Source organism: Arcticibacter tournemirensis (assembly GCF_006716645.1).
Classification (GTDB): Bacteria; Bacteroidota; Bacteroidia; order Sphingobacteriales; family Sphingobacteriaceae; genus Arcticibacter; species Arcticibacter tournemirensis.
This window is the reverse complement of record NZ_VFPL01000001.1, coordinates 2,994,315-3,014,922: the sequence shown is the minus strand read 5'-3', so window position 1 is coordinate 3,014,922 and position 20,608 is coordinate 2,994,315. Positions and strand designations below refer to the sequence as shown.

At 43.9% G+C, this 20,608-nt stretch carries 16 protein-coding genes and 2 pseudogenes; 9 read left to right on the top strand and 9 right to left on the bottom strand.

Annotated elements, in window-relative coordinates; genetic code table 11:
• Positions 1-10: 10 nt before the first annotated feature.
• From BDE36_RS12715 to BDE36_RS12700, 4 genes are all read right to left on the bottom strand, one after another.
• Positions 11-2,587: a glycosyl hydrolase 115 family protein gene (locus BDE36_RS12715; protein ID WP_141815173.1), complete on the bottom strand. Its 2,577-nt coding sequence runs from the start codon at positions 2,585-2,587 to the stop codon at positions 11-13.
• A complete protein-coding gene (locus tag BDE36_RS12710; protein ID WP_141815172.1) occupies positions 2,584-3,558 on the bottom strand; it encodes a transketolase family protein in 975 nt (324 codons plus the stop codon). Before BDE36_RS12710 ends, BDE36_RS12715 begins: the two co-directional genes overlap by 4 nt.
• 41 nt (positions 3,559-3,599) lie before the next feature.
• Positions 3,600-4,448, bottom strand: a complete 849-nt coding sequence (locus BDE36_RS12705) for a transketolase (protein ID WP_141815171.1) — start codon at positions 4,446-4,448, stop codon at positions 3,600-3,602.
• 135 nt (positions 4,449-4,583) lie between these two features.
• On the bottom strand, positions 4,584-6,428 hold the full coding sequence (locus BDE36_RS12700; protein WP_141815170.1) for a carbon starvation CstA family protein: 1,845 nt from the start codon (positions 6,426-6,428) through the stop codon (positions 4,584-4,586).
• Positions 6,429-6,591: 163 nt separating this feature from the next.
• Here BDE36_RS12700 and BDE36_RS12695 point away from each other — a divergent pair, with 163 nt between their 5' ends.
• Positions 6,592-7,350 carry a hypothetical protein gene (locus tag BDE36_RS12695; protein WP_141815169.1) on the top strand — a complete coding sequence of 253 codons (759 nt, stop codon included), beginning with the start codon at positions 6,592-6,594 and terminating at the stop codon, positions 7,348-7,350.
• A gap of 55 nt (positions 7,351-7,405) precedes the next feature.
• A complete protein-coding gene (locus BDE36_RS12690) occupies positions 7,406-7,993 on the top strand; it encodes a class I SAM-dependent methyltransferase (RefSeq protein ID WP_141815168.1) in 588 nt (195 codons plus the stop codon).
• 30 nt (positions 7,994-8,023) lie between these two features.
• On the opposite strand, the gene BDE36_RS12685 is transcribed toward BDE36_RS12690, so the two are convergent.
• The 3 genes from BDE36_RS12685 to BDE36_RS12675 all read right to left on the bottom strand — a co-directional run bounded on the left by BDE36_RS12685 (position 8,024) and on the right by BDE36_RS12675 (position 11,117).
• Positions 8,024-8,914, bottom strand: a complete 891-nt coding sequence (locus tag BDE36_RS12685) for an NAD(P)-dependent oxidoreductase (protein ID WP_141815167.1) — start codon at positions 8,912-8,914, stop codon at positions 8,024-8,026.
• A 96-nt stretch (positions 8,915-9,010) separates the two neighbouring features.
• Positions 9,011-10,258, bottom strand: a complete 1,248-nt coding sequence (locus tag BDE36_RS12680; RefSeq protein WP_141815166.1) for a TCR/Tet family MFS transporter — start codon at positions 10,256-10,258, stop codon at positions 9,011-9,013.
• Between the two features lie 40 nt (positions 10,259-10,298).
• Positions 10,299-11,117: a helix-turn-helix domain-containing protein gene (locus tag BDE36_RS12675; RefSeq protein WP_141815165.1), complete on the bottom strand. Its 819-nt coding sequence runs from the start codon at positions 11,115-11,117 to the stop codon at positions 10,299-10,301.
• Between the two features lie 67 nt (positions 11,118-11,184).
• Between BDE36_RS12675 and BDE36_RS12670 the strand changes: the two genes are divergently transcribed.
• The 7 genes and pseudogenes from BDE36_RS12670 to BDE36_RS24180 all read left to right on the top strand — a co-directional run bounded on the left by BDE36_RS12670 (position 11,185) and on the right by BDE36_RS24180 (position 16,466).
• Entirely contained in the window at positions 11,185-12,054 is an 870-nt protein-coding gene (locus BDE36_RS12670; RefSeq protein WP_141815164.1) for a helix-turn-helix domain-containing protein, read from the top strand.
• 88 nt (positions 12,055-12,142) lie between these two features.
• Positions 12,143-12,991 carry an SDR family oxidoreductase gene (locus BDE36_RS12665; protein ID WP_141815163.1) on the top strand — a complete coding sequence of 283 codons (849 nt, stop codon included), beginning with the start codon at positions 12,143-12,145 and terminating at the stop codon, positions 12,989-12,991.
• 505 nt (positions 12,992-13,496) lie between these two features.
• Positions 13,497-13,837 (top strand): annotated as a pseudogene (locus BDE36_RS12660) (transposase); the annotation flags it as partial.
• 110 nt (positions 13,838-13,947) lie between these two features.
• Complete coding sequence (locus tag BDE36_RS12655) at positions 13,948-14,859, top strand: IS982 family transposase (protein ID WP_420837438.1); 912 nt, start codon at positions 13,948-13,950, stop codon at positions 14,857-14,859.
• An 18-nt stretch (positions 14,860-14,877) separates the two neighbouring features.
• A pseudogene (locus BDE36_RS12650) lies at positions 14,878-15,621 on the top strand (IS3 family transposase); the annotation flags it as partial.
• 162 nt (positions 15,622-15,783) lie between these two features.
• Positions 15,784-16,113: a hypothetical protein gene (locus BDE36_RS12645; RefSeq protein WP_141815160.1), complete on the top strand. Its 330-nt coding sequence runs from the start codon at positions 15,784-15,786 to the stop codon at positions 16,111-16,113.
• 11 nt (positions 16,114-16,124) lie between these two features.
• A complete protein-coding gene (locus BDE36_RS24180) occupies positions 16,125-16,466 on the top strand; it encodes an integrase core domain-containing protein (RefSeq protein WP_141815159.1) in 342 nt (113 codons plus the stop codon).
• An 832-nt stretch (positions 16,467-17,298) separates the two neighbouring features.
• Here the strand turns inward: BDE36_RS24180 and BDE36_RS24260 are convergent.
• Together BDE36_RS24260 and BDE36_RS12635 are read right to left on the bottom strand one after the other, a co-directional pair.
• Positions 17,299-17,433 (bottom strand): hypothetical protein, encoded by a 135-nt coding sequence (locus BDE36_RS24260; protein ID WP_262715160.1) that lies wholly within the window; start codon positions 17,431-17,433, stop codon positions 17,299-17,301.
• 10 nt (positions 17,434-17,443) lie between these two features.
• Complete coding sequence (locus tag BDE36_RS12635; protein ID WP_141815158.1) at positions 17,444-20,527, bottom strand: hypothetical protein; 3,084 nt, start codon at positions 20,525-20,527, stop codon at positions 17,444-17,446.
• Positions 20,528-20,608 lie beyond the last annotated feature (81 nt).

The window sequence follows — 20,608 nt, the reverse complement described above, 5'->3', positions numbered from 1 at the left end:
GTAGATGCTTTTATCTCTCTGTTTCGGCTTTATATACTGGCCCCAGGAAGCTTTCTTTCAATCCGCCTGAGTCGATCATTATCTTCTGAAGAACTACTGCAGGATCAACCATCCAGTACTTGAGAACATGCTTTCCCGGACTGCCGATCTTGTGCCGGGTAGTTAATTTCCTAATATTACCAATCACAGAAGTCTCCCATTCGCGAGTGTCCACCCTGGTAGAAATATCGACTATCTGTGGCTGCTCATCATCAATTGAAACAGCATAGAACAAGCCGTTCTGATGTTTAAAATCAATAGTTGGAGATACACATGTAATAATGGAGACTATACCACTGTCCTTCAGGTCGATATCATACTCCAGACGAGGCGTCTTCAGGCCAGTCTTTACCCGCGCAGAAGTGACAGGCCAGGGTGTTACACCTGAAAGCGTGTTGCCATAGTCGGGGATTACCGTCCAGCGAATTTCGTCGTTGACCACGGCCCTGCTAAAATGCTCTGCTTCTATCGCTATATAGCCGTGCTCATCCTTAAATATGCCAGGTTTGCCCGCGGTTAGATTCGTAATATACAAAGGCAGCGAAGTAGTATTTTTTGTACTGTCAGGATTTAGCCTGGTTACTGCAGGCATAACGTTATTTGCAGGATCCGACCAGCTCACATAACCGATATGCGTTTGATCCATCATGTGCTTCCATTTGCCGTCAGCCAACTGATTATTATAGTAATCTGATATTTGCTGATCTTTATCAAATAAAACTTTCACTTTATCTGCGGCTTCATTTGCGGCTGCGGCATTCCCAATCTGTATATAGTGCCTGTTTTTAGCTGTCTCCAGATACATTTCTGTAAGATTCGCACTGGCCTGCACTGGATGTAGTACCAGTTGATAAAAAGCGTCCCTATAATTAGCCGGAAGAACTTCATAGAGCTTTTTTGCTTTATCTTCCAACAATCTGTAATCCGAAGCAACCCTCGAAAATTCATTATAATTAAGCAAACTATATGTTTTTTCGTTCAGAAGTTCCGGCTTACACCGGGAGTTATAGCGGGTATATCCTATCAGTATATCGGCTATTTCCGCAGCATGGACATAACCAAACTGTTGAGCCGCCCATTCAACACTATAATTATGCAGTTTGTCTGCCGTCCAGCGTTCAGGTTTCCATGCATAATCCAGAAAGAAGCTTATGGGATATTCCATTGGCTTTAAATCGCCAACATTTACTACCCAAAGTTGCCGTGCATTGTACTCGTAAGCCAGGTGCATCTGCTCCCAGATCTTAGAAACACTGTTTGTGTTAATCCATTTATACGAACGCGGGCCTCCGACATAGTCGAAGTGATAATAGATACCGTAACCTCCCTTTCGCGGCTTTTCTGTTAGCGAAGGAAGCTTACGGATATTGCCCCAGTTGTCGTCGCAAAGGAGCAATGTGACATCGTCGGGCACTCGCATGCCCTTATCATAATAGTCCTGCACTTCTTTATACAGAGCCCACATCTGAGGTACTTCAGAGGCTTCTTTCTTTAATACATCGCTGATTATCGTACGCTGATCTTTAACAATTCTCTCCAGAAGAGCAATATTACTACCTTCGGTCATCGGCATATCCCCATCGCCACGCATCCCCACGGTTACAATCGTTTCCTTCGACCCCATATTTTCAATCCCTTTTTTCCAAAACCCGCTTAGCACCTCTTTGTTGGTTTCGTAGTTCCATTCGCCTTTGCCATACAGCTTCCACTCCTGCTGTGCCCGGTTCATCGGCTCGTGGTGAGAGGTCCCCATCACGATGCCATATTCATCGGCAAGCACAGGGTTTAACTTATCATCATCGTTGAATGCCCTTCCCCACATGGCCGGCCATAAATAATTGGCCTTCAACCTCAGCAAAAGCTCAAGTACTTTTTCATACATCCCATGATTAAACCCGCCGAATTTCGCCGTTGTCCATCCCGAAAATGCCGGGGCTTCGTCGTTTATGAAAATACCCCGGTATTTAACTGCAGGAGTTCCATCGGTATGCCTACCCGGCTGTACATAAATGGCCCTTTTCTTTTTTGGAGGTACATCTGCCCACCAGTACCACGGCGAAACGCCAATTTGAGCCGACATATCGTAAATACCATAGATCGTCCCTCTCTTATCGCTACCTGCAATAACGAGGGCCTCGTCAACGCCAGGAAAGGGCTTCGGCACGGACTGTATCAGGTAAGTTTCCCATTTGCCGGCAATGCTGTTAACATCTATTCTTCCTTGCTTTACCAAAAGGTCAATCCATTGGTTCCGGCCTAAAGTACCGGCTATTACCAGTCGCCTGTTTCCTTCCAGCCTATCCGGGAGCAGCGGACGCACATCCGCCACTGCTTTTATATCATTTATAAAACTGTTCGCCGCCCGGCGTACGCCCGGCCATTCATCCTGGCTTAAAAGGATGGGAGCCGCTTTTCCTTCTGCGACCAAAGGAAAATAACCTTTTTCTCTCCGTTCGAAAATGTAGCCTGCTTGTCCCGGTCCCTGGCTATATGCTAAGGAGACGAACAGGGACAATATAATGAAGGCTAAAGATCCTTTCCTTTTCACCGTAGCTCAGTTAACTTGCCCGCCCGTTTCATTACCCGTTTCACTGCGCTGACAATGTGCTCGTTGTCGAGGCCATACTTCGCCATAAGGTCAGCAGGCTTACCGCTTTCGCCGAACGAGTCGTCGACTGCTACATATTCTTGTGGTACAGGATTATTTTTAACCAGCAGTTGCGCAATGCTGTCGCCCAGACCACCCAGTCTATTGTGCTCTTCAGCCGTTACCACGCATCCCGTCTTTGCGACCGATTTCAGTACGGCTTCCTCGTCCAGTGGCTTAATGGTATGGACGTTAATAATTTCTGCATCTATTCCCATTTCTGCCAGCTTTTCACCGGCAAGGATAGCCTCCCATACCATATGTCCGGTAGCAAAGATACTAACGTCGGCACCTTCGTTCACGATCCATGCCTTGCCTATCTCAAACTTCTGATCAGCGTCGGTGAAGATCGGCATCACTGGGCGACCAAAGCGCAGATAAACCGGGCCTTCATACTCCGCTATAGCAATAGTAGCGGCCTTTGTCTGATTATAATCACAGGTGTTGATTACTGTCATGCCTGGCAGCATTTTCATTAATCCAATATCCTCAAGGATTTGGTGCGTTGCGCCGTCTTCTCCAAGCGTGAGTCCTGCATGCGAGGCGCAGATCTTAACGTTTTTATCTGAATAGGCGATCGACTGACGGATCTGGTCGTATACCCGGCCTGTCGAGAAGTTGGCAAAAGTACCGGTAAAAGGAATCTTTCCGCCAATCGTCATGCCTGCTGCAACACCCATCATGTTGGCTTCAGCAATTCCCATCTGGAAGAAGCGTTCTGGAAAGTCCTTAATAAAGGCCTCCATCTTCAGAGAGCCCACCAGGTCGGCACATAATGCTACTACATTGCCGTTTCGTTTACCCGCTTCCAGCAGGCCAGCTCCAAAACCTGAGCGCGTATCTTTTTTTTCAGTAAAAGTGTATTTCTTCATTTAAATAGTATTCAATCGGTTTGAACTCTGTGAGTACGGATTTAATAGTCACCAAGTGTTTCTTCAAGCTGGGCCAGGGCCGCCGCCAGCTGTTCATCGTTTGGTGCAACGCCGTGCCACTTATGCGATCCCATCATAAAGTCGACACCGTAGCCCATTGACGTATGCATCAGGATCATTACCGGTTTTCCACCCGACGTTTTAGCTTTCGCCTCGTCCAGTACAACCACAACATCTTTCATATCATTCCCCTTCATTTCGAGTACTTCCCAGCCGAATGCCTCCCATTTCGCACGAAGATTGCCCAACGACAGCACTTTTTCTGTGGGGCCGTCAATCTGCTGTCCGTTAAAGTCGATGGCAGAAATAAGGTTATCAACCTTGTTGTGTGAAGCAAACATCGCGGCTTCCCAGATCTGGCCTTCCTGAAGCTCTCCATCGCCATGCAATGAGAACACAAGCGAAGGATCATGATTTAGTTTTTTGGTTAACGCTGCACCGATAGCTACGGAAAGCCCCTGTCCCAGCGAGCCCGAAGCGATGCGGATTCCGGGAAGGTGCTCATGAGTGGTCGGATGCCCTTGAATCCTCGAATTGATCTTTCTGAATGTACCCAGCTCCTTAACATCAAAATATCCTGCGCGGGCAAGCACGCTATACCATACTGGTGAAATGTGTCCGTTGGACAAAAAGAAAAGGTCTTCGCCCGTACCATCCATGTTAAAGCGCGTATTGTGCTTCATGGCATAAAAATACAGACCGACGAGATAATCCGCACATCCCAGGGAACCGCCGGGGTGCCCCGACTGGCACTGGTGCACCATTCTTACTATATCGCGGCGCACCTGCGACGCAACCGAACTTAATTCTTTGTAAATCTCTTCCTTCATTATTTGGCTTGTTGGTTTATCAAATAGTACCAGCCAAAACTATGAGAGTGTTGTGCTAAACACGGATAAGAATATTCAAAAAACCAGCAAAAATGTCAAAAGAGGAAGAATTGATGATCGTCCGCAATAAGAACCTTAACGTTCCACCAGTTCTTTTACACTTTCTCCGTAAAAATCAATCTGATCAGGGGCCTTACTTTTAAGCAGGTTATACCATTTTCCGAAGGCGCCAATAAATACCAAAAGCATCAGAAACATAGCGATCACAGCGAGGGAAGCAAGAAGATATTGCTCTTTGGGAAGATATATCGTTGTAACCTGTATGTATCCGGCCCAAAAAGTAATGAGTGCCATGAAAACCCCTGGGATAGCCGACCAGAGAGCATATCGTCCACGATTCATGCGGATCAGCATGGTGGTACAAACGATGAGCCCGCACGCCGCAAGCAGCTGGTTACTTATACCAAACAAAGGCCAGATACTACCGATATTACCTGTATATACCAGGTATCCCCAGGCGAAGGTGAACAATGCACTGCTTATGATAACGCCAGGCACCCAATTCTTATCATTAAACTTTGGTATCGCCGAACCAAGCATTTCCTGTAAAAAGAAGCGGCCTACCCGCGTACCTGCATCAATAGCAGTGAGGATGAATACCGCCTCAAACATAATGGCAAAATTATACCAGTATGCAGTAAGCTGATCCATAAAAGGTACTTTATTAAAGATATGGGCCATTCCCACGGCAAGAGATACGGCCCCGCCTGTACGCCCATGGAGATCGATGCCGATCACATCAGAATAATGTTTCAGATCTACGGTATGTAAGTTGGGATGAGCAGCCAGAAATGCATCATAGCCCTCTTTTGGAGTATTAATAGCAAAATAATCTCCCGGCATTAGCGTGCAGGCCGCAATGAGAGCCATCAAGGCCACAAAACCTTCTACCAGCATTGCGCCGTAACCCACAAAGAGGATCTCGCTTTCTTTTGCAATCATCTTGGGCGTTGTCCCCGTAGCGATCACCGCATGAAATCCTGAGATGGCGCCGCAGGCTATCACAATAAAAATGAACGGCAGTACCGGGCCTCCTATTACGGGGCCGCCGCCATGAATAAATGCCGTAAGCGCGGGCATTTGCACTGTGGGATGAATAAATATCACGCCCACTGCAAGCATAAGGATAGTACCGATCTTAAGATAGGTTGACAGGTAGTCTCTCGGCACCAGTAATAGCCATACCGGAAGAACAGAGGCAAGAAAACCATATAGCGGAATAGCTATAGAGATCGTACCGATGTTCCAGCTAAACAAGCTGTTAATCTGAGGGTTTTGCATCAGATCGTGTCCGCCTATAATGCCGACAATCAGCAAAACACCGCCCAGTATACTCGCGAAGCCAACACTGTCCTTCCTGTAACGCATAATTAAGCCCATAATAATCGCTATAGGCATCGTAATAACAACAGTAAATAACGACCAGGATGCTTCATGCATGGCATTAATGCAGGCAAGGGATAGTCCTGCGAGCGTGAGGATCAGAATAAATAAAATGGCAAGCCCGGCGATAGTCCCCGTAGCGGCGCCAATTTCCCTCGAGGCAATGGTGGCAAGACTCTGACCTTTATGGCGTACGGAAGCAAACAATACTACCATATCATGTACTCCTCCACCTAATACACATCCTATCAGGATCCAGAGAGCACCGGGCAGATATCCAAACTGTGCAGCTAGTACGGGACCAACCAGCGGTCCGGCGGCAGCAATGGCGGCGAAATGATGCCCGAACAGTACATTCCTGTTTGTCGCAACGTAATCCTGGCCATCGGCGAACTCAACCGCCGGGGTAAGGTTTTTATTACTCAAACGCAATACCTTGTTGGCCATAAACACACCGTACAGCCGGTAAGCAATAGCAAAAACGAGTAAGCCCGTAAAAATCAGCGTGAGTGCATTAACGCCGTTTAAAAATTCCATAAAAGAGCATTTTAGGTTTATCGGGCTAAAAGTTACAAAAATATATGTTAAAGAGTGCCTTTTTCTGAGTTTGCCTGCAAAACATTGTCACCATCTATTTACAAAGGTTTCTCTGCTGTATTCACTACTTTTTCTTAAGTTAGTATCACACAAACACACTGAGATGAAAGCTTTATTAACCTTGATCGCTGCGTATGCAATGTGCATGCATATTGGGCACGCCCAATCCGACGAATCCGGAGATTTCCTTTATCTTTATTCTGATTCAGTAATTCATGCAAATCGTATTGACCTTGAAAGAGACCCTGCAGGTTCATTTTATCTGTGGGTTGATTCACGGCGCATCCATCCGGATCAGGTAAAATTCTTTAACAACAATCGTGGTTTCTTTGCCAATGTGAAAGACTTCGATGTTGACGGTGAAATAACATTTTCTGAGCGTATCAGAAAAGGAAAGGTGAACTTATATGAAGCAAAAACGATCAAATGGGTTACCTATGATAGCATACATGGCTATACTCGTAACCCTACCGTCGTCCAAACAAAAAACTATTATAATCTAGGGTATGGCAACCTTAAAAAAGTCAACTATGTAGACCTGAGCAGTGATTTAGCCTCCAATGCTAAAAGCATAGAGCTTCTCAAGAAATACAGATCTGTGCAAAGGAAAAGAACTATTTTATATACATCTGCAGTTGCCTCCTTTTTAGCAGGAGTTGTATTGTTCTCCATCGATACGGACGCGCCTTCCTCTGATTTGGAAAAACGTCACGACTCGTCATGGAAGAGCACTGCATTTACTGGCATTATTCCGGCAGCCACCTTATCAGTGCTGGGATTTGGATTGATTATCAAAGCAAACCACATGGGGCCTTCAAAAACGAGATATTTAAAACTGGCAATTGATGTTTATAACGAATAGGTGACCATTAGTAATTGCTGCACATCAATTAATAAATATTTATGTTTATTCGTACATGGAAAATGGCGAGAGAAAAGATGTTTACAAGGTATACAATAAGATTGCCCACTGGTTTTCTGAAGACAGATACACCGGATTGATGGAAAAAGAATATCTCGACAGCTTAATAGATTATTTGCCAGCTGATGGCGTTGTTCTGGATATAGGCTGCGGCACGGGAAAGCCAATCCTTGAGTACCTTCTCAGCAGAAACCTCCGGGTCACCGGGGTTGACGCCAGCAGCGGAATTCTCGAAATCGCTAAAACAAACTTTCCCTCTGCTGATCTTATTTTGGCAGATATGCGGGAGCTGGATTTATCCGGCAAATATGATGCAGTAATTGCGTGGCATAGTTTCTTCCATTTGCCGGCTGCGGATCAGCCGGCGATGTTTGCAATTTTTGAAAGGCATTTAAATCCCGGCGGAATTTTACTTTTCACGTCGGGATCGGAGCACGGAGAGGCATGGGGAGTAATGGGCGGAGAAAATGTATTTCATGCCTCTCTGGACACGAAAGAATATACAGATTTATTAGTCAAACATCATTTTAAAATATTAAAACATGTCGAAAATGATCCAAATTGCGGCAATGCAACGATTTGAATGGCCCAGTATACTTAACCGGAGCCTTCGTTATCCAAGTCCGGCATCATCTGTTACTCCCCTGCTTATGGCCTCTGACCAGTCACGTTCATTCCATCCCTTTGCCAGAGCAGACAGTAACCGGTTATGCACAACTGTAATGAAAGGCATAGGTGTGTGACTTTGTTGCGACATGTTGAATATCAACCTTGCGTCTTTATAACCTAGCTGCGTAGTAAAACCCACCTGCGAGTAGTCTTTTTCGGCAATCATTTTCCCGTAATTCTTAAAAATAGGAGAATTAAACAGCGTCGAACCGAAAAAGTCAGCAACCTTCGTCCGGTCAACCTTGTACTTCTCTGCAAGTGTATATGCTTCAGCCATCATCTCCATTGATGCCTGTATCATAAAATTCCCGGCAAGCTTTACCACGTTAGCGGCACCCGCTTCTTCTCCGAAATCGATGATACCCTGACTTGTACTTTCCAGCAGGGACTTAGCCGCCGCTTTAATATCCTCAGAGCCGGAAACGCATACCCATAGTTTTTTTGCCGCAGCCGCCTCAGGCCTTCCAAACACAGGCGATGTCAGGTAGTAGCTGCCTGCGTCACGATGGAGCGCATCAAGCTCTTTCGCAGTTTCTGGCAGTATGGTGCTGAGGGAGATATGAATAGCGCCTTCAGGTAACGTTTTTAAGATCCCATCATCTTTAGTGGCTATTTCCCTTACGGCGTTGTCATCCGATAATACGGTCACTATAAAGGCAGCGCCCTCAGCAGACTCAGCGGGAGAAGCGCATCTTGTGATTGCATCCTGGTCAAGTTGATCCAGCTTTGACGCTGTCCGGTTATAAACCTGCAGGAGATATCCTGCTTCGATCAGGTTTTGAGCAATTGGTGTGCCCAGGTTACCAAGGCCAATAAATCCAACTTTTGTTTTCATACTATAAGATCTTAATAATGTTATCCCAAAGTTCAGGGATTTCAACAAAGTCTTCGTCTTGGTTTTGTAAAAGGTAAACTTGCTGAGCTTTGATTTTTATCTTCCGATAGAACCCGGCGACAATCTTAGGCTGGCTACTAAGGGCACTACAATCATATAGACAACGACTACCGAAAGCCAAACAGCTCCGGGCCATTCCTTTTGCACCAGAAAATACACAGACGAAAAAACAAGCGGACCTATGATGGCCGACAGGCTAATCACAGAGGTCAGTACTCCCTGAAACTGGCCTTGCTTCGCCATGTCGACTTGCTTTGTTGCTAAAGATTGCAGTGCCGGGTTGCCAATACCGCCGAGCGCGAACACCGGCATTATCACAAAAACCGCCCAGCTTTGTCTTGCAAAAGCCATCAACACCGCTGCAAGGCAGGCGCATGCAATGCCGGTAAAAATAGCAGTGCGTTCTCCCATACGCCGAACTGCAGGTCCGGTGAGAAGACCTTGTACAAGCGCCTGGCAAATGCCGAACGTCCCTAGAGAAAGACCGATCCACAAGCCGTTCCACTTAAACGTATCCATACCCCAAAGCGCCCAGCAGGTTCCGTATACTTCACCAGAAAAGCTGAAAATAAAAAAGATTAAGATCAGGGGCGTTAATCCTCTCATTGAAAAAGCCCATTTCATTGGCCGGAGCGGATTGAGCGCAGCCCAATCTATATTGCGACGCTGCGGCTTGTGCGACTCGGGTAACACCAATAAAGCCAGTAACATATTACAGGTATTAAGACCGGCAGCAACCATAAAAGGAAGTCGTAACCAGTAATCACCCAGCAGACCACCAAGAACAGGACCTATGATAAACCCGATGCCAAACATCGCATTGAAAATCCCGAACCGGCCGGCCCTTTGTTCTTCAGGAGATATGTCGGTGATGTAGGCGGTGGCAACAGCCATATTTGCACTGGTAAGCCCGGCAATAGCACGCCCAATAAGCAACATCCAGAGTTGCGATGAAAATGCCATAAAAATGTAACTAACAGCCGCGCCGCATAGTGAAATTAACAGCACCGGCCTGCGCCCCAGTCTGTCGCTGAGAGAACCGAGAACGGGCGAAAAGATAAATTGCATAAAGGCGTAAAGCGCAGTGGTTATACCTATATATGGCGCTACATTGCCTGCATGAGTCACCTCCCGCAATAGCTCAGGGAGGATGGGGAAAATGAGCCCAATACCAATCGCATCAAGAGCAATGGCTGTGAAGATAACAAATAAGGGATTCTGAAGTGCCTTCATGTGGGCACTATAATTTTGCGCGGACTTCATAATTTTCTGTATTTCTTTCATGTTAAATAATTGAAATACAAAATTCTGGATTGCCCCTGTCTCAGGCTTGTATAAATGCGACAAAATCGTCGCCCAGGGCCTGTTTTCTTTTCTTTGATTTTCGTGCGAATGCCCCGGGCGTAGAACCGCTATAGCGTTTGAACTCCCTGCTTAGATGAGATTGATCCGCATAACCCAACTCGTGAGCCAGACTGGTAAGGTTAGAGTCCGGATACCACCATAAATGGTTGCGCACCTGCTCAAAACGGATCAGGGCAGACACATCTTTAATGGTATACCCTGAAGATTGTTTAAAATTCCTTTCCAGCGTACGAACCGTTGCATGAGCAGATGCAGCAACCTCACTTACCGGCATACTACCATTTGCTTCTCTCATTGCAACTCCTGCTTTGAACAGCATACTGCTGGTAGCAATACCTGATCGTATATTAAGAAAATATTCTTTTACACGAGCCAGCGCCTGGTCTATCCTGCCAGCGATCACCAACTCATTCAATGACGATTGAAGTGTAGCGATAGGATGTTCAAATATGTGCACGCCGCCTTTGCCGGATGGTAATCCAAGCAAATCGAACACCGTCCAGGGAAAGCACCTTATACCAATGATCTCCAGACGGTCTTCCGTGTAAAAACGGACGGGCTGATTAAGCAGCCCCATCATAAACGGCGATGGCAGCTGCTGTAAGCCGTTGCTGTAAGAAATGGTAGAGAGGCTTCCGAAATAAAAAATAATTTCTGTATACCCGTCAGGGACCACTTCAAAGTCCGTTTGTTGTTCTCCGAAGTCTCTAATGTTATACCAAAAACACTTAATGGTATCCCGAAGCTCTTCAGGAGGCTCAAATTCCTGGTGCCGCATTATCTAAAGATAGCATGTTCAGGGTAAAGTTATAAAGAAGCTCGCCAATAATCTCTTATTTTCGCATATGCAATCAGAAATTAAGCAGGTAACGTTCAAGTCCGGGCTTCCTTTAGAAATAGAGATCATTCCGATTGCTGCGACAGTAGCAAAGCATCACAACTCGATCACCGTACCGCACCGCGCAACATTTTATCATATTTTCTGGATACAAAAAGGAACCGCCGAATACCTGATAGACTTTGAGCCGGTAAAAGCAGAAGCAAATTCCTTTCTCTTCGTTAACAAGGACCGGGTGAAGGCAATTGACAACCGTAGCAAACACGATGGCAAGATCATGTTATTTACGGATGACTTCTTTGGAAAAACGGAAGATGATCTCAAATATCTTCACAGTACCACTCTGTTCAACGACCTCTTGAATACGCCTGTCATCAACGTTAATTCATCACCTTCTTTACAAACAGCTTTCAGTGCCATTGAAACAGAATTAACAGAAAACAACGACACTTACCATTACCACCTTTTACATAACCTGCTTCACAACTTGCTTTTATTAGCCGAAAGAGAACGAAGAAAGCAAGGGTTCAGTGAGATCAGCAAAGGAGCCGATCTCGATTACACCGTTTTGTTCAGAGACCTGCTGGATTCAAAGTTCAAAATTCTTAAATCAGTTACTGGTTATGCCGCGTTAATGAACGTATCCGAGAAGCGTTTAACACATGCTACAACTAAAACATTGGGCAAATCGCCCAAAATTATCATCGATGAACGGGTGATGCTGGAAGCCAAACGATTGCTTATTTATACCAATCGCTCTATTAAAGAAGTTGGGTACGACCTCGGCTTTGAAGAACCTACCAACTTTATCAAGTACTTTCGCAAGCATACAGATAACACACCTATAGAATTCAGAGAAGCATACTTTAATCGTTAAGTTCCCGAAAGTATCATTCTTCGTCCCATTTTTACCTTTCTCTGGCGTTGAATTGCACGATCTTTGCCTCACAATAAAACAAAAAACAATGAAAACAGCAATTACCGGAGCAACAGGTCAACTTGGCCAATTGGTTGTAAATAAACTAAAAGAGAAGGGTTATGGAGAAAGTATCGTTGCCCTCGTTCGTTCTGTTGAAAAAGCCTCTGATCTGGGCGTGGAAGTGAGAGAAGCCAATTACGATAAACCCGAAACATTGAACAATGCATTAAGGAGCGTCGATACATTATTGCTTATTTCAGGAAGTGAAGTGGGCAAACGTGCCGTGCAGCATAAAAATGTTATTGAGGCAGCCAAGCAAAACGGTGTTCAATGGATAATTTACACGAGTATCCTTCGTGCCGACACTTCAACTATCAGTCTTGCGGAGGAACACCTTGCTACTGAAACTGCGTTGAAGAACTCAGGCATTCCGTTTACTTTGCTGCGTAATGGCTGGTATACAGAAAACTATACCGGTTCTATTCAGGGAGCTATTGCTGGCGGCGCATTTATTGGCAGCGCCGGTGAAGGAAAAATCTCTTCTGCTGCACGGGCCGACTACGCAGAGGCTGCAGTTGCCGTTTTAACCGGAGAGGACCACCAGGGGAAGACCTACGAACTTGCAGGGGACGAAGCATGGACGCTTAGTGATCTGGCCGCAGAAGTTTCGCGTCAGACAGGCAAAAATATACCATATAAAAATCTGCCGGAAAGTGACTATGCCGCCGCACTTGTTTCCTTTGGTTTGCCGCAAGAGCTAGCCCAGGCAATAGCTGGATGGGACGTTTCAGCCTCCCAGGGTGCTTTATTTGATGAAACGCAACAGCTTTCTGCTTTAATCGGACGGCCAACGACACCGCTTGCAGATACTGTAAGAGAAGCGCTTCAGAAATAAAAAACACCGAAGAACAAAGTCCGTACTCTTTGCCGGACCTGTTTTGATGTCACCGGCATCATCTTAGTATCGGAAAGGTTCGTGTTACCATAGTCTGCTGGCACATTGCTGGCAGACTACTGGCACACTGCCGGCACATTTGATCGAGAATTCATCGACTGCGTATGCTGAATTCATCGACAATTCATCGAGTCGGAGTCGAATAAACCGGCTCGGGCGGAAGTATATCCGTAGAATAAACCTGAGAGCAGTCTGCCGTCAGTCTGCCAGCAGTCTGGGAGGAGTATGGGGGGCTTATTTGCAACCACTCCTTATCGATTTTAACCGCTAGGTAAAACCCATCTGTCGACAAGGCAAAGGGATGAATTCTTGCTAATTCATCTTTATTCAATTCCTCAATGGTGGTTGTTACGGATAATGTATCATCACCATGGCGACCACCTGTAACCTCCCCTAAAAATCGGACAGTTTAAAAGTAGAATAATTAACTTTATAACTGTCAAAAATGAAGAAAACGAGATTTACAGAGGCCCAGATTGTTGCGGCTATCAAAGAGTACGAGGCAGGAAAGCCTGCTGCGGATGTTTGTCGGGGTCTGGGCATCAATAAGCAGACCTTTTACAACTGGAAGAATAAGTACAGTGGGATGGAGACGCAGGATTTGAAGCGACTGAAAGAACTGGAGGAAGAAAACCGGAGGTTAAAGCAGATGTATGCAGAGCTGGCCATGGATAATAAAGTGCTGAAAGATGTGCTTTCAAAAAAGTTCTAAAGCCTTGTGAGCGGAAGGACCGGGTTGACTATATCCGCAGCGAGCATGGATATAGCCTCACAAGAGCTTGTAAAACCCGTTGTGCGGTTTGAGTAAAAGTAAATAAATGAAAAAAGAAGAAGGAATAAAGTTGTGCACGTTACTGATAAGCAGTAAATTAAGAAAGTATTCTACATTTTCTTACATGCACAACTTAAAGACCAATTTCGATAAGATTCTTGAGATTAGCAAACTTGCTTTGACAGAATATATGTTAGCGGATGGCAACTTCTTCAAGTACAGGAATTTGCCAAAACTGTCAGATATAGAGATAGTTGCTTTGTCTATTACTTCCGAAGCACTGGGTATTGACTCGGAAAACCTGCTGTTTTCTAAACTTAGAACAGAATATAGCGGTGAGTTTCCTAATTTAATAGACCGGTCTAATTACAACAGAAGACGAAAGAGACTTCAGGATTATATTGCCCTGGTGGCTCAACCTATATCGGAAATAATCAATCCCGATAACCACCAGTTTATTATAGATTCGGTACCTGTTCCTATTTGTCAGAATGTAAGGATTTCCAGGACCAGCATATGCAGAGAAGATTTGCATGTACAACCTTCCAGAGGGTATCATGCATCTCACAGGCTGCATTATTACGGGTTCAAAATGCAACTGATTATTTCGAAAGCCGGTGTTCCGGTATCAATGGGAATAACGGCTGCTAATGTACATGATGTACACTATCTCAGCCAGCTTGAAAATCTGGAACTAAATGAATGTGAATTAATTGCAGATAAAGGATATTTATCCCTGCCCTATCAAACCACTCTTTTTGAACAGGACAGGATTCGGTTAATCACCCCTTTAAGGAATAATATGAAGAAAAGAACAACGCTCTGGAATCCTTCTTACCGATACGTCCGAAAGCGAGTGGAAACGCTGTTTTCTCAGCTTTGCGACCACCTTTACATCAAAAGGAATTATGCAAAATCGCTCAGCGGGCTCTTCACAAGGATGTGTTCAAAGATAAGTGGCGTAGCCGTTCTGCAGTTGATCAATTTCAAAAACAACAAACCCATTAATCACTTAAAACATGCCCTTGCCGCTTAAACCGCACAACGGGTTTGTAAAATAATCAACCTTCCCAGATCGGTATATTACTACGTTTCAATCAAAGATGACACGGAAGTAATTGAGAAGTTGCAGGAACTGGCTGAGAAAAAGCCAAAAGAAGGTCAGGATAAGTTCTATGGCCGCATCCGTAATCAGGGATTGAACTGGAATCGTAAACGTATAGCAAGAGTGTATAAGATGATGGGATTGAATAAGCGGCGGCGTGGCAGAAAGCGCCTGCCAGCCAGAGTAAAGCAGCCTTTAATTATTCCGCTCCAGCCTAACGATACCTGGTCAATGGATTTCATGCATGATACGCTGATGAATGGAAGAAAATTCAGAGTACTCAATATTATTGATGACTTTAACCGGGAAGCCTTAAGAATAGAACCATACTTCAGTATTGGCAGCAACCTGGTCATCAAAATACTTGAACGCCTGGTACTTGAAAGAGGTAAGCCAATGGCCATTCGCGTGGATAACGGTCCTGAGTTTATCTCTTCCGCTCTTTCAGAATGGTGCCTGGAGAAGCAGATCAAACTGCTGTACATCCAGCCGGGAAAACCTATGCAGAATGGATATATTGAGCGATTTAATCGATCTTACCGGGAAGATGTTCTTGATGCCAATCTCTTTGAGAGCATTCATCAGGTAAGGTTACTCAGCGACGAGTTCCTGGAGGATTACAATATGTACCGGCCGCATGAATCCTTGAACGATTTAAGTCCCATTACTTACAGACTGAAAAAATGCGGATAGGTTTTTTTAAGGCATACGGCACAAAGAATATGAAAGAAGGATGCGCTGCACAAGGTACAACGCATCCCGTTTATTCTTCGTGGTTCATCAATATCCCTGACAGGTTGCTCCTCAGCAGAGCCGGTTTCCGTTTCTTGATGAACACCACTAAGTTAAATGTGCATGCGTATATTTACAAACTGTCCTAAAAATGGGGAGGTTACAGGAGTCATAGCCCTCTCAGATCAGTTTAGCTATAATTCAAACCTGGTTGGTCACTATGCACTTGGCTGGTATCACGACTCATGGAATACAGGTGGGCCGTCTGCCTACCTCTCGTCATACGGAGGAATAAAATTTTTCGCAGGCGGACAACCGAGAGTATATTTGAGTTCTAATGGAAATTTTGGTATCGGTACAATAAACGGCGCTTCGAAACTTTCCATCCTCAGGGATTTTGCAGGTGAGGACAAAACAAGTGTAGCGGAACTTCAAATGAATGTCTTGTCCTGAAATAGCTTTACATTAAATGTAAAGCTATTTCAGGACAAGACATAGCACGTCACGGAAAACCGGAGATAATCAATAGCGATCAGGGCAGTCAGTTTACCAGTGATGAGTATACAGAACTACTTAAAAGCAACACTATTCAGATCAGTATGGACGGCAAAGGCAGGGCGACCGATAATATCTTTATCGAACGCCTTTGGAGAAGTTTGAAGCAGGAATACGTTTATCTGAATCCACAGGAAGATGGATTAAGCCTTTACCAGGGAATAAAAAAGTGGTTCGACTTTTATAACTATCAAAGACACCATCAGAGCCTGGAGGATCGCCTCCCTGCTGATCTGTTCAATGCTGCTTAGGCTGTTATCAACAATGATTTTTAAAGAGAAAAAAGTAGCAAAAAAGAGAAAGGCGTGGAAATGTGGAAAACTCTTCGAGTTTACACACATTCCAACACCTGCAATAACAACAACACAGCTTATTATTGTATCATTCTTGTCCTAAGAAGTGGGTCCACTAAAATAATTCCAGGCTGCGACTACACCGCAGTTTGGAATTATTTTTTTATGCTGCCGGGCAGACTTATCTCGCTAACAATATTATTCAAAAGCTAATCCGCTAATTATCACGTACATTGGTTGTCCTTGAAATTTAAAACACAAAAAGATAGTGACAATAATTCGCCCCTCATTAAACCCTTTCAGAAATATCCAGCCAATGAACGAATTCCTAGGCGCGTATAAGTTCTGTTTTTATGAATCTGGCTAAGTATTTAATCAGTTACACAGCCTGATAACCTTCTTCTTCATCGGATACTGAGTTTTAGCATCTGGACTCACAAAAATACATACCCCGAAAGGAGCGGTTTCCGTCATCGTCCTCTGTACTTTTGGTATCTGTACCTGTCTGACATAAACACATTTTCTAAAATCGGTTAACACATAGCCTTTGGCCATTCACAGTCCTGTACCAGGTTTGCCATTGCATTAAACGCAAATTTGTACCGTACATCTTCGGCTGCAGCACGTAATTATTAGTATAACCACCGACTGCAGTATTTTTGGAATCTGAAAAGTTGTCGGTTACGCTGCTCCGGCATTAATAGCGCCGCTCATCGAATAGGCCAGCAACTGCAGCAATATCGCTTTGTAAGTCTCCTGTATTTCGATGGCCTGCCGGGCCGTAGCTGTATTATCGCTCTTTAAATATTAGCTTATGCCATCTTATCGACTTCCACCAGTGCTGACGACCTGCAGGCCGTAGCTCGCGCTGATATTCACGGTCACCAGCGTGAACATGGCGCTTATAAAATATTCCTGCTTTCATATTGTAGTTTTTATTGCCCTATATAGTGATAGTTGACCTTCTTAATAATGTTTCCATCCTGATCTTTGATGTTTCTGAGACGTTGGAAATTATCGTATTCATAATATAGTGTAATTCCTTTCGCATCTGTCTGACTCGTCATCCCAATTAATGGATCATAAGTATATGTTGTCATCTGTACATCTTTTGGATAAAAGCAAACATCATCGACATGATATGTGCCATTAATACTGATTGTATAAGCAGTCCCGGTCACATCAATGTTTTCAACTATTATCTTTGACCAAACGCCACTGGTTTCCTTCCAATAACTTAAAGTGTATTTTCCGTTTGTTAAACCCGTCAGGGTCTTTGAATATCCATTGGTCTTACTATTATGCCCGGTATGACCGCTCGTCAAACTTATACCTGTCCCTGTCGCCTCTTCGAATCCTTCAAAATAAATATCACTGCTTAGTGCATTTGATGCCGAAGCCACTGGGTATTCCTTATTATATCCCCAGACATAACTGAGAGGCGGGCCACCTGGTTTTGTTAATTGCTCTAAATTTCCTTTAGTATCATAGCTTTGAAAAATCACATTCACTGTTGGCTGGTTAGTGCCTTTCTTATATTCTATCGTTTGTGGTTTAAACAAGTTATTGAATATCGAATAATTGGTTTTGGTTTGGTCAAGTTGCGTTCCGTTCTTACTTTTAATTGCATTTATAAGAGGACTGACCATGTTAGCATTTGACATCGACAAATATACGCCGGTGGGATCGTTACCATTGCTAACCATATCTTGTGGATAGGAAAAGGTTTTTTGCAAAATGTCGCCTTTACTGCCCGTGGTGATAATACGCGTAGGCTCTAAATATGACAGGTTGTCGTAAAAATAATTAGTAACAGTTATGGTCTTAAGGTCCTGTAGATGATAGGTTGTATGTGTTTCTTTGGTAACTTTTAATATACCTGCTTCGAGGGGATTTGTTACAATTTCAAAGACAGGGACCGCCGACGTAAACCAAGGTGTTGCGCCTAATGCACACATCCGTTCACTTACTCTTTCTCCAGCGTTGTGTGCATGCTCCCAGGGAAACATGGTTGTACGCGATGCTTTGATCTGGGGGATGGATGTTCGGTTAAATTCTGTGTAGGAATATTCCGTTGACTCCTTTGGCATATAGATTCCACTGTCCAACGTATAAATGGTCTTTTGATTTAGATTACCCACTGTCCACTCATCAAGAAAAAACACATTAGGAGAGTAAGAAGGCAAGAACGAAGAATTAAAACTTAATGAATATACAAGACGAAAAGATACAGGAGTATTATAGACATATTCAACCTTTCCATTTAAATTCCCGTTGGATGAAACTGTATATTCCGTTACATTATTATAATATACCGGAAGGTTGTATGCTCTGGCGATCTCGGCTACCGGGCGTGGCTTAAATCTTCTTATTCGATATGCCCGTTTCGCAGCCTGAATAATACCATCGCCATGTTCATCATAATAATCAATGTAGCAATAAAAAACTTCGGTTTTAAAATCCTGTAATTCCGGTTTGTATGCAAGATATCCTATGCCGTTCTCTGTTGGTCCATATTTGTACAATTTAGTTACTTGGTTACCTTTGTTGTCATTGGTAATGATTTTTTGAATACGAATGCCAGGACCTTCCGCTCCTGTCGAAGTACCATTTTCATACCTGTTGGTTTCGTAGATAAACTCACTGATACCACCCGTCGGATAGGTGATTTTCTTTAACATTCCGCTTCGCTTATAATTAAAATTAGGCTCTTTGCTACAATAAGCCGGCTGGTAATTAAAGCCACTCTGATCTGCCGGAAGTATTATTATACCCTTGCCTGATGCATTACAGTATCCCCACCAGTCTTTATAATTGGAAAAGTTAAATCCGGGGTCTGGCAACGGATCATTGTAATAATCGAAATGATATTTTTCAACTGCATTCCCGGCAGCATCCTTAATAGATATATTATTTAACGAGGTCGAATTATTATTGATTAAATGGAATGCAGTTCCAGGCGTTTGTATATAGTCAAATCCTATTTCCCTTAACTGTTGATTATTTTGATTTGAGACCTGACACCCGGCAAGTTTAAGCGTGTATTGATCATAATTAAAGTTTATAATTCCACCGTTAAAGGTTATTTGTGTTACATATTTTATGCCGTATTCTTGATTTACCGGATTAACTTGCATTAAAGTCGAATATGGCTGATCTTCAGGGGCTCCCAAAGTGAGCGGCTTATCTTTAACCTCAATTTCATCGTATTGCGTATTATCTACTGCAAGATCGTCTCCCGGCGATCCGGTGAGACGGTCGCCATACGTAAAATTGATCAAATCACCAGATAATAGTTTTATTGTACTTAAAAACCATGAAGTTGTTACTGGTTGGCCCAATACGACAGTTTTTTCTCTATCTGCAAATATATATTGGATGCCCTTGTCGTCGGTTAATGTATATGCATCATTTAAGACAGTAATTTTAAATGGACAGTGAGTCAGAAATAGGGGGGCCCCATTACGCATTATAAATTTCCCACTTATACCGTTAACATTAAACGCGTAGATATCATGCTCGCTATCAAGATCACCCGAACTCGGTCCATATTGCTGAGATAATGTCAAATCTGTTCCTAATAATTTATCGTAAAATGTCTGATAGCTGTTGGGGTTACTATTGCTGTACACTTCCGCTACGGTCGTTTCCAATGCTGGAGCGGATTCATCGGGCCGTTCCCTTACTTCCCTGGTAATCTGGCCACCGGCGTTCAGGGCCCATCCCACCCCTAGTGATGAAAAATTAAGTTCAGCCCGACGGCCGGAAGCATGAAAGCTAATATTAATCGGGAGTGAATAATTTTTTAGGTTTACATTATAGATCGGTATGGTAATATCCGGCAAACCTGTATTATAGCTTACCGGGTAATTACCATATAGTTGATAGGTTGAGGCATTGGGTGATGGTGGAACGATATTTGCCAATTTACTACCGTACTGGCTGAAAGCAGAATTCCCAATAAATATGAATGTTAAGAAACAGAATAACTTCTTTGAAGTTGGGCCTTTTATTTTCATTTTATAAAAAAATTTATTCGTGGAGCAAAGAAGAGGATAAGTGATTGCAATTCCGATTGAATCTGTAATGCTATTATTCTG